Source organism: Microbacterium sp. CCNWLW134 (assembly GCF_037083565.1).
Lineage (GTDB): Bacteria > Actinomycetota > Actinomycetes > Actinomycetales > Microbacteriaceae > Microbacterium.
This window is the reverse complement of sequence record NZ_JBAOJU010000002.1, coordinates 287,310-300,073: the sequence shown is the minus strand read 5'-3', so window position 1 is coordinate 300,073 and position 12,764 is coordinate 287,310. Positions and strand designations below refer to the sequence as shown.

Here is a 12,764-nt window from a genome sequence, read left to right as displayed (position 1 = left end):
ACCGGTGATTGACGGTGACCGGCTCGCGGTCGTTCGGCGACGCGTCAAAGGGGAAGGGAACCAGCGCGGATGTCGAGAACGCGGCCTCCGTTCCGTCTCACTCATGAAGCGGCCAGAATGGGCCGCACGGACGGGAGGCTGACATGCCGAAGTACCTGATGCTCGAGCACTACCGCGGTGGTCGCCCTGCGGTGAACCAGGTTCCGATGGACCAGCTCACGCCGGACGAGTGGAACGCGCACGTCCAGTACATGAAGGACATGGAGCAGCGACTCCTCGCGTCGGGCGAACTCGTCTCCTCGGAGGCACTGTCGATGGACGGCTCGTGGGTGCGCTTCGACGGCGAGGGACGCCCGCCGGTCGTCGACGGCCCCTTCGCCGAGACGAAGGATCTCATCGCGGGCTGGATGCTGATCGAAGTGGACTCTTACGATGGCGCGCTCGAGCTCGCCTCGGAGCTGTCCGCGGCCCCGTGGGCGGGCGGCACGCCGCTTGGTGAGTGGCTCGAGCTCCGCGAGGTGATGGGCGCGCCCCCGGCAGACGCCGGATGATGATCACGGATACCACCTCTCTGCGTCGAGCGATCCCCGAGGTCACCGGCATCCTCGTCCGGCGCGGCGCTGATTTCGCATCGGCCGAGGATGCCGTCCAGAAGGCCCTGCTGCGAGCGCTCGAGCGTCCCGACCTCGACGAGGTTCGAGACATCCGGGCCTGGCTGGTCGCTGTTGCGTGGCGGGCGTTCCTCGACCAGGTGCGCAGCGATACGGCCCGCGCCGCGCGTGAGCAGCGCCACGCCGACGAGCCGGAGGCGGGGCCGGTTCCACAGCGCGAAGACACGCTCGCGATGTACTTCCTCTGCGCGCATCCGATACTGACCGCGACATCCTCGATCGCCCTCACGCTGCGCGCGGTCGCGGGGCTGACGACCCGCCAGATCGCCGACGCCTTTCTCGTCCCAGAGGCGACGATGGCGCAGCGGATCAGTCGCGCGAAACAGCGACTCGGTGGCATCCCGCTGGACCAACCCGGTGACCTCTCGCGAGTGCTGCGCGTTCTCTACCTGCTGTTCAACGAGGGCTACTCGGGCGAGAGAGATCTCTCTATCGAAGCGATCCGCCTGACGCGTCAGCTCGCCGTGCTCACCGACCACCCCGAGGTCGGCGGCCTGCTCGCACTCATGCTTCTCCACCATGCGCGGCGGCCCGCACGAGTGGTCGGCGGCCGGCTCATTCCGCTCGCGGAGCAGAACCGCGCCCTGTGGGACACTAAGTCGATCACCGAGGGCGTCGACATTCTGCAGCGGGCGCTGGCGCGAGACCTCCTGGGCCAGTACCAGGCGCAGGCTGCGATCGCCGCGCTCCACGCGGATGCGTTGAGCGCGTCGCAGACCGACTGGGTGCAGATCGTCGAGTGGTACGACGATCTCGTCCGTCTCGGTGACTCGCCGGTCATCCGGCTTGGTCGCGCGGTCGCCATCGGTGAGGCGGATGGTCCGCAGGCAGGCCTCAAGGCGCTCGCCACGGTGGATGCCCAGGTGCCGAGGTTCCACGCGGCGCTCGCCTACATGCACGAACGGGCCGGAGAGGCGGATGTCGCGGCATCCGAGTATGCAGAGGCGGCGCGCCGTGCGACCAGCGTCCTCGAGCAGCAGTATCTGCTGCGCCAGGCCGATCGGCTCCGTCTCGGAGTGGTGGGCAGACCGTCCAGACGATGAGGTTGACCGACGCCTGAGCGGCTCGCTTTGGATCAGTCGTCTGCTCGCCGAGAGGGGGCGTGGATGTCGCGGGGGCGGCGTAAGCTCCCGCCGTGGCCACCCTCGACGACGTGCGGAGGATCGCCGACAGCCTGCCCGGCAGCGAGGAGTGCACGACGAGGGGTGGCATCGCCTGGTTCGTCCGGAGGAAGCCGTACGCGTGGGAGTGCCACCCGTGGCCCAGCATCCCCGACGACATTCGAGCGATTCTCGCAACCGAGCTCGTCGTCGCCGTCAAGGTCGCCGACCGGATGGACGGATTCGCGCTGGTCCAGATGGAGCCCGACGTGTTCCTGCGGACGACCACACCCTGGAGCGAGCCGAAAGTGGCTTTCCGGCTGGCCGCGATCACGGCGGACCATCTCGCCGAGCTCGTGACCGACGCCTGGCGCGTGCAGGCTCCGAAGTATCTTCGCGACGAGTTCGATGCCGTCGGGAGCGGCGCAGGGGCGACCGAGCCCGAGGTCTGATGAGCGAGCCGCAGGCTTAGGCCCCGTGGCGCAAGGCGCAGGCTCAGAACGCAGGTTGAGCGAACTGCAGGAGGAGCAGCTGCATGCGGCCGGAGACCGCGCGCGTCGCCGCGGGCACGATCTAGGTTTGTGCCGGTGAGCCAGTGATCAACGTAGATGTTCGCGTCGAGGACCCCGAGACGCAATAGTGCGTCGCGTTGCGAGGTGAGGTCCTGGTCGGCGGTGGAGACCCTGGCATAGCCAATCTGAATTTCACTGATGCCGCCGAGGGTGTCACTTGGTCTGGCGATGCGCGCTCGGGATCGCTACCTACTTAGCGTTCGTCCGGCGGGGCCGGAGTATGGGCCTTCACGGACGATATGGCCAGAGTGCTCGACCAGCCGCGCGACGATCTCTGCACGACGCCCGATCATCCAGTCGGCGGTGACGGAGTCCCACTCTTCTTCCGACGGTACGTAGAGCACGAGAGGACTAGCTCCCCATCCGGCGTCGAAAAGGTAGCCGCGGGAACCCTCCCAGTACACGACCTCTTCCTTCCAACGTCCTTGGACCTCAAAGGTTTTGTCGTCGCCGTCTTTCACAGCGGAAGGCTACCTCGGGGGATCGGTCGCTAGTCTTCCTGACCGAGCTACCCGCAGCACGGATCTTCCCGCTCGCGGTCCCGTTATGAGCACTGCACCATAGGGATCGCTTACGAGTGCGCCGTGTGACCTGAGGTCTGCGAGCGCTACCGGGCAGCCCCGTATGCGCGCGTGATCCAGCCCCTTACCTCGTCATCGATCTCATCGACGGCACGCAACTCGAGATGGTGCATGAACACACCTTCCCGCGGTTCGACCACCTCCTTCCACCTCGGGTTCTCGTCGCGCTCGGGCAGCGCCAGCGAGAGCACCAGCGGCGCGCCGCGTTCTCCCAGGTATTGACCGGGTGCCCACGCGATCGCGAACGTTCGTCCGGCACGGAATGCCAGCCGGCTCTTGGACAACTCCTCCGTCACCGTTCCCACCCCGAGGATCACAGCCCGCAGCGCGTTGAGGAGTCCGCGAGAGTCGGCGTGGTCAACGAGGTACTCCTCCAGATTCATGGACACATGGTGTCGGGGACCTCGGAGCGCGAGCAAGGTCACGCCCCGATCCTCGGCGACCGCGGTCGGCACACCGGCTCCGCTATACCGTCGAGGGCGGGCACCGGGGACACCTCTCCACGCGCCGCATGGCTCGTCCGCGACGTGGCCCTCCCGTGCAGTGCCCGTGTGGGGATCCTTGTTCGGGCATCGCGCGGTCGAGGAGTGTGGCGCACGCCGTCGCCGCGTGCGTTTGCCATCCGCACACGGGCAGTGCGCGCTCAGCGGACCACAGCGTGCGATCTACCATCCGGAACCGCGCAGCGAACGAAAATGAGAGATTGACCCGGAGTACCGCAGGCCGGCCCGTCGGCCAGGCGGTGTCTCCGCCAAGCGCCACACTGGGCGCATGACAGAGAAATCCTGGCGCGGAAGCTGGTGGCTGCCCTCCGCTGCTGATGACCGGGTTCCTGGTCAACTGGTCGTCGCAGAAGACGGCAGATGCGAGCTGCAACTCATTGGCGGCCTTGACTTGGGGGATTCGGCCACGAACCGATTGAGCGATCGTGTTCCGGTCATTTGGGGCGAGGCGGGAAATCAGCCGATCACGCTGACCAACTGCTTCACGTCGCGGCGTGACGGATTCAGCCGCCGCGACAGCACCTACCAGGACGTCCACGTCCACGAGGCACTCGTCGGCGCGCATGTGTCAGAGCATCAAGAGGCGTTCAAGTACGCCATTGTGACACTTGAGCACCTAGCCAGCTGGCTGACGCTGCACACCTCAGTGGAGCGCGGAAGTGGCGAGCAGGGCGAGTCGGCACTGAACCGCCCGTCGCCGGACGTCAGCTGTTCGGTCGATGGTTGGACCTTCACGGCGCGCTCCCAAGTTCAACCGTTTCGACTGTCAGCGGAGCGGTCCCGCCTGGCTGTAGAAGGCGAGGTATCCGGTTACATCGTGATCCGCCCGCCAGCTCCGGTCGCCGCTGACGCTTTCCATGGCCCGGTGCTTGAGCTCATGGACCTGCTCACGCTGGCGTCCGGTGAGGCCAGCGGTCGAATCGAGCTAACACTCGTACACGAAGAACCGATCTCACACCCCGACAGTGACGGGACGATATTTGAGGTTGAACGCCGTGTGGATTCATACGGAGCGCGCATTCACACTGCGCGACCTAAAGACCATGCTGTCGACGACTGGAACTTTCTTTTCACCTGCACCGATAAATCCTTTGACAAGGTGGTGCCAGACTGGCTCGCCCTGCGGCGTCGAGCCGCCTCGGCATGCAACGTGTTCTTCGGGATGCGGTATGCCCGACCAATTTTCACTGAGGTAAGGCTGCTCATGATGGCGATCGCGGCCGAAGCGCTCCACCAATCCATTCGCGGAGACGAAACAGAACTTCCCGCGGCCGCCTTTGCAGAGCTTCGGGAACAGGTCTTGAACGCGATACCTGACGCAAGCAAGCGCGAGTGGGTTAAGGCTCGACTACGCAACGTGCCGAGTTTCCGCGAACGCATGATCTCCCTCGCGTCTATTCCCGCCCCGGGGGCCGTAGCGGAGTTGGTTCCCGACGTTCAGCGGTGGGCGCGGATCCTCCGAATTGCGCGCGACAACCTTGCGCATACTGGCAACGAGCAGACCCAGGAGAACATCTTCCACCTTGAGCGCGCGACTAGTTCACTGCTGTCGCTGGTGCTGATGGCTGAGCTCGGTCTGCCAGCAGAAGCACAAGAACGCGCGGTGAAACGAGCATTGCGCCCGTTTGGTGGCGCTCGGCAAGGCTGAAGGCTCGGCGCTCGAGTCGTCGTACCAAATCCGGAAGCTCTGCTGTCCGAGGTCAGGCGAAGGGCCCCGCGTTGATCACAGATGGTGCAAGACCACGACGGCTCGCTCGCGTTCCTGGTCGACCACACCTAGGCGGACATCCCCGGGGAGAAACGTAACGCGCGGTGCCGCTTCATTGAAGGGTCGAGTCGGTGTCGTACGACACTCGCGTCGCGATCGTGGTCGCGGCCGGTGCGGGTTGGGGGTGAACGGCAGTGAGCAGCCGCGGATATAGTGCCTCGCATGATCACAGCGACCGGCGCCGGCGTAGTGGCGACCATTATCCCGATCGGTTTGGCGATCATCGGTTTCGAGATACGCAACGTGCCAAAGCCGTACGCCACCCACTGGATGGGCGCGGCAACGATCTGGGTTACCGGAGTGATCCTGTTCGCAGCGCTCCTTGTCGGGTTCTTCGCCGAATGGCTCCTCATACTGTCCGCCACATCGGGAGAAGATCTCGGGGGGTTTTCCGCAGTGGTCGTGTGGATCGCCCTGTGGCTGATTGGCTGGGGCTCGTTCCTGTTGCTGCTCGGATCGCTGATGGACCACGCTGGATTGCTCGAGCGGATTGGCAGAGGCGCGCGAGAGAGGACGGATCGGAGCCCAAGGCGTGCTGCGCGCCGTGACGCCTATCTCCAGACGCACTACCCGGAGGACGGTCGGTAGCCACTCCGACTCTATGGGGGAGTGTCTCGCTGAGGTGTCGTCGATCCCCATGCGAGCAGCAACACGGGGTGGCCGGCCAGGCGGCGCAGGGCCTGTACCCGCGCGACGCAGACGGCCCGGGTTGTCCCCAAAGGCTCCGTCCTAGCTGAGCGATACGCTCGGCCGCATGGGGTTCCTAGAAGGGCACGGGAAAGTCTTCCCGCAAAAGAACGTGACGATCATCCACAACGAGGGTGAGGCGAACGAGCAACGCACCGAGTCGCGCGCGATCGTGCAGTCGAAGTCGGCGCAGTTCAACGTCGATACGCCGATGTATGAGGGCGACTTAGTGGAGATCCCGGACCCGCGAGGCGGCGTCCAGCGGCTCTATGCCGCCGAGGTCCGCGTCAATGACGTGGACGGCTCGGCGACCTTCCGGGGGATGGGGCACATTGATGTGAAGTGGGGGGAGGCACCGGCTCCGCGGCAGGTTTCGCCGGTCTTCAACATCAGCGGCGGCACGAACCAAATCGCTTGGGACAACCGAGACGTTTCCCAGTTGCAGACCGTAGCCGCGACAGATCTGGGCGCGGTTCTCGGCCGGGTGTTGGCGGAGGCCGAAGCGAATCTAGCCGGCGAGGACCGCGACCTTGCAGTTGAGTGCGCGCGGGAAGCCCTCAGCGCAGTGGAGGCGGGCGAGCCAGCGCCACGGCGGACCCTGGCGACGCTCAAGGGCGTGCTTAGCGACGTTGCGACGGGTGCCGCGCGTGGGCTCGGGCAATCCGCGTCCGGTCGGGCACAGGGCGTGCTAAGCGCGTTGGGGCAGGCCTAGCCACTTGACGGAAGCTCCACCGCCTCCGCAGACGCCCGGCACGCCCTCGCCGCGGCTTCTCGCCTTAACGGATGAGCCGTTTGGTTCTGCCTCGAGGGAGTCGTCACGACAAAGACGATCTACTCCCCGCCCGTCCCCGACGGACCCCGCCCAACACACCGCGCGGTTCAAGCGCTTGCATTCAAGGCTTAGGAGGCCGCCTTGTTCAGAAGCTTGAATAGAGCGGCGAAGTTGTCGATCGATTCCTTCTCGAGATCGGCGAAGAACACTGTTTGGTGTTCCGTGAGAGCGTGAGCTGGCAGGGCGTGGTCGAAGTCCGACCCGATGTGGTCCTGAAGTTTCTTTATTATCGGGACGGGCGTGTTCGGAAGATCCTCGGGCTGGATTGAGGACCGAAACGCCCAGTTATACAGCTTGAGGTAGTCAGCGCTCGAGAAAAGATCCTCGATGTCACAGGTGGCGGGGAGCGCATCAGCCACTTCTGACACGGCAACGATACGTCGATCCGGGATGCCGTTATCAGACGCAGCCTTGCGGATGCGATCAAGAATCGACGAGGCCTTGGGGCCATCGACCAACGCCGACACCTGCAGACGTCTCCCCATCAGAGCGACAAAGGCAGGCATGTTGGTGACTCCGCCGACCGGGATCAGAGCGATGTTGGGATCGAGCGGCGTCTTCCTCTTCCTCTCCATGTATGCGCTCATGCGCATGAGGTAGACGAAGTCGCTGCTGCCCTCTACTAGCAGGTGTTTGCCTGAGCCCAGGAACAGGTGCTGGCTGATGGAGTACCCGAGCGCGGACTCGACCGGGAGGATCGTGTCGCGGTCGGCCGAGAGATTCACCTGAGTCACCGCGACGCCAGCTTCTTGATCTTGCCGCGTCGCCTTGTCGTGCACAGCACGCAGCTTCTCGTAAGTGCTGGGGTCGATCATGAATTGGGAGTGCGTGGTGTAGAGCGTCTGCTTAGATGCGCCGAGCTCATTGAAGATGTAGCTGACGAAGTCCTTCTGAGCTTCACCGTGCAAGCTGGTGCCGGGCTCGTCCAGGAGCACTACCACGGGACGTGTGCGGTGCAGGTACTCACTAAATGCTGCAAAGAATGAGAAGAACCACTGGAACCCAGTTGAGCGCGTGGAGAAGTTGGTTTCCACGTTGCCGTGGCGTGCATCACGGAGCTCGATCTTCAGAATTCGGTGCTGTGACTCGGTCCCGTTTGGATTGGTGACTGTGACGTTGTCGTCATCGAATACGACATCAAGATCAGTGTTGGCCTTCCAATATTGGAACACCTCTCTACTGAGGTCCGTACTCGCGGCCTGAAGCTCGGCCTTCCGACTGTCGTAGTTCTCGTCGAGAAAGTCTGCCGGGCGCACGCCCGCATGCGCGAGCAATGACACAACGGTCTGCTCGTCTTCGCCCAGCGATTCCCCAGCGGCTACTCGCTCGGCGAGCAAAGTGAGATCTGCTTCGCCCGGCAGGACGCTGTAGTTCGAGAAGTAGAAGAAGCTAGGGATGCGCGCCGCAAGGGCTGCACGGGGCTCGTCGTCGAGCGGGCCGGAAATCAGGAATCGATGCTGCTCTGCCGCCTTCGGGAACGCCAGCAGAGCCTTCGATCGTGGAGGAGCTGACTCTTTGAGCTCCTTTCCGCGTTCCTTGGCCAAGTTGATCGCGCCGTCGAGGCTACCCGTTGCGACAAGATCCTTCGTGTCGGAACCATCGACGCTCGCATTTGCTGCTGCCGCCGCGATCACCTCCGCAGGCGGAGTCGAGAGCCAGACGTAATAGGAGTTTCCGTAATCGCGCGCCGCGCACACAGTGGTCGAAGGCAGAAGGGCGGCGGGTAGCTTGTCCCCGAGGGCGTCGGCGTCCGCGGGATCGGCCGTGAACTCAGCCGTGATAGGGCGGACCTTTTCGAGGTCACCCTCGCGACGATCACGAGAGAGTCTCCAGCGCGGGTACTCGGTGACGAGATCGAACTTCTTCTGGTCGCCGTTGGCAGGTTTAAGTCGATGCAAAGCACGCAGGACTGTGGTCTTGCCTGACTCATTCTTGCCAACTAGGACTGTGACGTCGTCTTCGATCTCGATACGTTGTGGTTCCACAAAGTTGCGGAACTTCTGGATCGTCACAGCTCTTAGCTTCATCGCTTCTCCTTGGCCGGCATCACCCACAGGTTAGTGGCGCTCACCGACATCCCCCCGGAACGACAGGAGATCCCGCGGACAGGTTCCCGGCGGGATTCGCTTGCCCTCTACGGCGAGCCCTGCGATCCAAGTGCCCGAGTGGTGCGCGCCGAGCGGCTCGAACACCCGCAGTTCCTTGGTCCGCGCATGCTCGAGACATGAAGGCGGTCTTGGCCCAAGTGGTGTGGCGCGTCTGCGCTACGGGATTGCGCCCGCAAGCCGGTCCCTTAGCGTGCTGGCGTGCGTGCGACTCCGGCGGCTGCGAGCAGTCCTGCCGACAGGAATGTCGCGATGCCGACTCCCAACTGAAGGGCCGTCCCTGCGATCATCAGGCCGATGCCGCACCACAGCGCGACGCGTGACCAGCTACGGCGCGTGAATGCGCCGACGGCTCCGACCAGGAGGCCGACCGTGGACAGAAGGATCGCGGGCAATACGGTGACAGCCCAGAGGGCCCATCCGGTCTCGCCGGCAGGCCGTGGTCCGGAGTAGGAAGTGGCGGCGTAGAAGGTCCACCATAAGATCCATCCGAGCGAGATCGCGGCCAGTGTCAGGAGCACGATCGAGCGACCGCGGGACGGCCTCGATATCGCCGCGACGAGCCCCACGATGACCAACAGGGCCGACATGCCACCGAGAACCACCGCGACCCCGGCGTAGCCGATGCCGTCGGCGCACACCCATGTGCCGTCCGGGCCCCACTCGCCGCCAATGCCCCACGAACAGTTGAAATGGAGCGTCTCACGGACCAGGCCGAGCACCGCCGCCCCGGAGGACAAGGAGAGGACGCCACCCAACAAGACGGCTACAGCAGCTTCCGGGCCGCGCTCACCTCTCACCGCCGCATTGGTGGTGCCCGTCTCGTCCCTACTGTGGACAGTCACGCTCCCGACGCTATCGTCCGGCCGCGTCGTGTGTCGCTTAGCTCGCTGTGCGACAGCCGGTCCCTGAACGGCGCATGGCGCACAGATCGCTCGCACAGCGCCTTCGAGAGGATGAACTTTGAATGAACACCGCCGCGCCGCGTAGTCCGGAGTTCTACCGTGTGGTCATGGCAGAACTGGTCGCCATCATCCTGATTGCCGCGTTCCTCCTGGTTGCCATCGGATGGCGGCTTCGAGACGGCGCGCGTTCTCGTCATGGAGCGCGAGACGACACTCAACGCGCTGGCGCGACGATCAGTCTCACGCCCGACGCTGCGGCGCGACACGCAGAAGGCACCACGGCTTGGACCCGTATCTCGGGACCGTAGCCCGAACTCCTGAGCTCGATCGAGACGAAGTGCCGCGGTTCAAAGGCGCGCGGGTGAAGTCGCCGGGTGAGGCGACTTCAAGTCCAGGGCATTGGCGTACCGGGTGAGTCACCGATTCGCGTATGACCCGCCCGCAGAGTTGCTCGGCGATGGTGCCCCATCCGCACCAGCTCATGGCGGCCGCCATGAGCCGCTGACCCTGACCGGTCAGGCGGTGGCGCGGGCGCGTACCGCGGCCCCCAGCGCACGGATGCCGAGGTCGACGTCAGCGGCCGACACAGCCTCGTCGGGGTGGTGGCTGATGCCGTCGGGGTTGCGGAGGAAGAGCATGCCGACCCCCGTCACGGTAGCGAAGGCCATCCCGTCGTGGCCCGCGCGACTGAAGAGCGTCGGTGCCTCCCCCGAGCGGAAAGGCGACACCGACCGGATCCCCTCGCCGACAACGCCCTGCAGCAGCGGGTCGCAGAACATCGCCGACGCCTCGTGCACCTCTCGCGACGACCACGTCAGGCCTCGGCGCGCCGTGACCTGCGCGACCTCGTCTTGGATGACCCGCCACACCCGGTCGCGGTCGCCGTCGAATTCGCCGCGAAGGTCCAGCGACAGGTACGCGTCGCCGGGAACCACATTGATCGCGCCCGGGTGGATCTGCAGCTCCCCGACCGTGCCGACGATGTGATGCTCGGCGCGGCACACCCGCTCGACGGCGAGCGCGATCTCGGCCGCACCCAGCAGCGCGTCGCGCCGACGGTCGTAGGGAGTGCCGCCGGCATGCCGAGCCTCGCCGGCGATGTCGAGCCGGAACCGCCGCGCCGACGCGATCGACGACACCACCGCGAGCGGCTCGTCACCCTCGTCGAGCTCGGGGCCCTGCTCGATGTGCGCCTCGAGATACCCGACGAGGTCGCCCGGAGCACGCGCGGCGTCGCCGATGCGCCCGGGGTCGAGACCGAATTCGAGGAACGCCTCGCGCAAGGTGGTGCCCGCGGCATCCCGAAGCTCCCACCAGGCGGAATCCCACACGCCCGCAGCCGCCGACGACCCGAGCAGCGCGCGGCCGAAGCGCGTGCCCTCCTCATCCCAGAAGGCGACGACCTCGAGCGCGAACGGCAGTGCCTCCGCGCGCAGCGCGCGCACCACCTCGATCGCCATGAGCACGCCGGCGATCCCGTCGTATCGGCCCGCGTCGGGCACGGTGTCGAGATGCGAGCCGAGCACGAGCGCCGGCGCCTCACCCGCCGCCGGTCCCGCGCGCCCGATGAGGTTGCCCGCGGCATCCTGCCTCGTGGTCATGCCGGCTTCGCGCATCCACTCCGCCACCAGCCGGTTCACGCGCGCGTGCTCGGGCGAGAGGTACACCCGCTCGATGCCGCCCTCGGCGCTGCTGATGCGCGCGAGCTCGTCACAGCGCGCCATCACCCGAGCGGCCGGCGCCAACGCCACGCCCGCACGGGTCACGCGTGCGCGGTCCACACCGCATCCCCCGCGCCCCGGAACACGTCGGTCGCCGCCTCGACCCCGCCCCCGGCGGGCACGGCGACCCCGTGGCGTCGCAGCACCGCCTCGAGCGCGGCGAGCGTGGTGAGCACCGCGTCCTCGCGGGCGTTGTACCCCATCGTGCCGATCCGCCAGACCCGGCCGTGGAGCGGGCCGAACGACGTGCCGATCTCGATGCCGAAGTCCTCGAGCAGGTCGCTGCGCACCGCGTCGCCGACCACCCCGTCGGGGATCTCCACGGCGACCACGTTCGTCATCTTGTGCGCGACGTCTCCGAACACGACGAGCCCGAGTCCCTGCACGCCGGCGAGCATCGCCGCCCCCGCGCGCTCGTGCCGCGCGAGCACGTTGTCGGCGCCCTCTTCGAGCAGCAGCCGCGCGCACTCGCGCGCGCCGTAGAGCATCGAAGTCGCCTCGGTGTGGTGGTTGAGGCGCCGCGGCCCCCAGTAGTCGAGGATCATCCCGAGATCGAAGTAGTTCGAGCGGATGAAGTCGGATGCCGCCTCGTCGCCCTCTTCGCGGATACCCGCCTCAATGCGCTTCCGCGACCGGATGATCTCCACCGCCCTGTCGGACAGCGTCACCGGCGCCGACCCCGAGGGCCCGCCGAGACACTTCTGCAGGCCCGCGGTCGCGGCATCCAGCCCCCACCCGTCGGCCTCGAACGGGTTGCCGCCGAGCGAGGCGGTCGCGTCGGTGTAGAACAGCACGCCATGCCGGGCGCAGATCTCGCCGACGCCGGCGAGCGGCTGGTTCATCGTCGTCGAGGTGTCGCCCTGCACCAGGGCGAGAAGGGTCGGGCGCACCCGCACGACGGCCTCTTCGATCACGGCGTCGGGGAACACCTGCCCCCACTCGGTCTCGATCGTGTGCACCTCGGCGAGCGCGCGCTCAGCGATCTCGGCAAGCAGGTGCCCGAACCGGCCGAAGATCGGCACGAGCACGCGGTCACCGGGGCGGATGAGCGAGACGAGCACCGCTTCGATCCCGGCCCGCGACGTGCCGTCGACGAGCACCGTCGCGTCGTTGCGCGTGCGCCACACCTGCCGGTACAGCTCTTGCGTCTCGGACATCGTCGCCGTCATGAAGGGGTCGTACTGTCCGACGAGCGGCGCCGACATCGCCGTCAGCACGCTCGGGTACGCCGAGATCGGGCCGGGGCCCATGAGCAGGCGCGGGGGCGGGGCGATGGGTCCGGGGAGGTGGGTCATGGTGCGTCCTGAGTCAGTGGGCCG

General features: G+C 66.2%; 13 protein-coding genes and 1 pseudogene. 7 read left to right on the top strand and 7 right to left on the bottom strand.

The window, feature by feature from the left end; all coding sequences use genetic code 11:
* Positions 1 to 143 precede the first annotated feature (143 nt).
* The 3 genes from V6S02_RS11985 (at position 144) to V6S02_RS11975 (ending at position 2,223) form a co-directional block, all read left to right on the top strand.
* Positions 144 to 551: a YciI family protein gene (locus V6S02_RS11985; RefSeq protein WP_336401041.1), complete on the top strand. Its 408-nt coding sequence runs from the start codon at positions 144 to 146 to the stop codon at positions 549 to 551.
* Positions 548 to 1,714, top strand: coding sequence for an RNA polymerase sigma factor (locus tag V6S02_RS11980; RefSeq protein WP_442927928.1), 1,167 nt, complete (start codon positions 548 to 550; stop codon positions 1,712 to 1,714). The genes V6S02_RS11985 and V6S02_RS11980 overlap by 4 nt, the downstream gene beginning before the upstream one ends.
* Positions 1,715 to 1,806: 92 nt before the next feature.
* A complete protein-coding gene (locus V6S02_RS11975; protein WP_336401039.1) occupies positions 1,807 to 2,223 on the top strand; it encodes an MmcQ/YjbR family DNA-binding protein in 417 nt (138 codons plus the stop codon).
* 125 nt (positions 2,224 to 2,348) lie between these two features.
* On the opposite strand, the pseudogene V6S02_RS11970 reads toward V6S02_RS11975, so the two are convergent.
* From V6S02_RS11970 to V6S02_RS11960, 3 genes and pseudogenes are all read right to left on the bottom strand, one after another.
* Positions 2,349 to 2,468: pseudogene (locus V6S02_RS11970) on the bottom strand (recombinase family protein); the annotation flags it as partial.
* 60 nt (positions 2,469 to 2,528) lie between these two features.
* Positions 2,529 to 2,804 carry a hypothetical protein gene (locus tag V6S02_RS11965; RefSeq protein WP_336401038.1) on the bottom strand — a complete coding sequence of 92 codons (276 nt, stop codon included), beginning with the start codon at positions 2,802 to 2,804 and terminating at the stop codon, positions 2,529 to 2,531.
* Positions 2,805 to 2,950: 146 nt separating this feature from the next.
* Positions 2,951 to 3,307 (bottom strand): DUF5655 domain-containing protein, encoded by a 357-nt coding sequence (locus tag V6S02_RS11960; RefSeq protein ID WP_336401037.1) that lies wholly within the window; start codon positions 3,305 to 3,307, stop codon positions 2,951 to 2,953.
* A gap of 388 nt (positions 3,308 to 3,695) precedes the next feature.
* Between V6S02_RS11960 and V6S02_RS11955 the strand changes: the two genes are divergently transcribed.
* The 3 genes from V6S02_RS11955 to V6S02_RS11945 all read left to right on the top strand — a co-directional run bounded on the left by V6S02_RS11955 (position 3,696) and on the right by V6S02_RS11945 (position 6,594).
* Entirely contained in the window at positions 3,696 to 5,075 is a 1,380-nt protein-coding gene (locus V6S02_RS11955; protein WP_336401036.1) for a HEPN domain-containing protein, read from the top strand.
* 282 nt (positions 5,076 to 5,357) lie between these two features.
* On the top strand, positions 5,358 to 5,783 hold the full coding sequence (locus V6S02_RS11950) for a hypothetical protein (protein WP_336401035.1): 426 nt from the start codon (positions 5,358 to 5,360) through the stop codon (positions 5,781 to 5,783).
* A gap of 166 nt (positions 5,784 to 5,949) precedes the next feature.
* Positions 5,950 to 6,594, top strand: a complete 645-nt coding sequence (locus V6S02_RS11945) for a hypothetical protein (protein ID WP_336401034.1) — start codon at positions 5,950 to 5,952, stop codon at positions 6,592 to 6,594.
* Between the two features lie 188 nt (positions 6,595 to 6,782).
* Here the strand turns inward: V6S02_RS11945 and V6S02_RS11940 are convergent, their stop codons facing one another.
* Together V6S02_RS11940 and V6S02_RS11935 are read right to left on the bottom strand one after the other, a co-directional pair.
* Positions 6,783 to 8,741, bottom strand: a complete 1,959-nt coding sequence (locus V6S02_RS11940) for an AAA family ATPase (protein WP_336401033.1) — start codon at positions 8,739 to 8,741, stop codon at positions 6,783 to 6,785.
* Positions 8,742 to 9,007: 266 nt separating this feature from the next.
* Positions 9,008 to 9,664 (bottom strand): hypothetical protein, encoded by a 657-nt coding sequence (locus V6S02_RS11935; protein WP_336401032.1) that lies wholly within the window; start codon positions 9,662 to 9,664, stop codon positions 9,008 to 9,010.
* Positions 9,665 to 9,786: 122 nt separating this feature from the next.
* On the opposite strand from V6S02_RS11935, the gene V6S02_RS11930 reads away from it, so the two are divergent.
* Complete coding sequence (locus tag V6S02_RS11930) at positions 9,787 to 10,032, top strand: hypothetical protein (RefSeq protein WP_336401031.1); 246 nt, start codon at positions 9,787 to 9,789, stop codon at positions 10,030 to 10,032.
* 207 nt (positions 10,033 to 10,239) lie between these two features.
* On the opposite strand, the gene V6S02_RS11925 is transcribed toward V6S02_RS11930, so the two are convergent.
* Together V6S02_RS11925 and V6S02_RS11920 are read right to left on the bottom strand one after the other, a co-directional pair.
* A complete protein-coding gene (locus V6S02_RS11925) occupies positions 10,240 to 11,505 on the bottom strand; it encodes an allantoate amidohydrolase (RefSeq protein WP_336401030.1) in 1,266 nt (421 codons plus the stop codon).
* On the bottom strand, positions 11,487 to 12,740 hold the full coding sequence (locus V6S02_RS11920; protein WP_336401029.1) for a pyridoxal-phosphate-dependent aminotransferase family protein: 1,254 nt from the start codon (positions 12,738 to 12,740) through the stop codon (positions 11,487 to 11,489). Before V6S02_RS11920 ends, V6S02_RS11925 begins: the two co-directional genes overlap by 19 nt.
* Between the last annotated feature and the right edge of the window lie 24 nt (positions 12,741 to 12,764).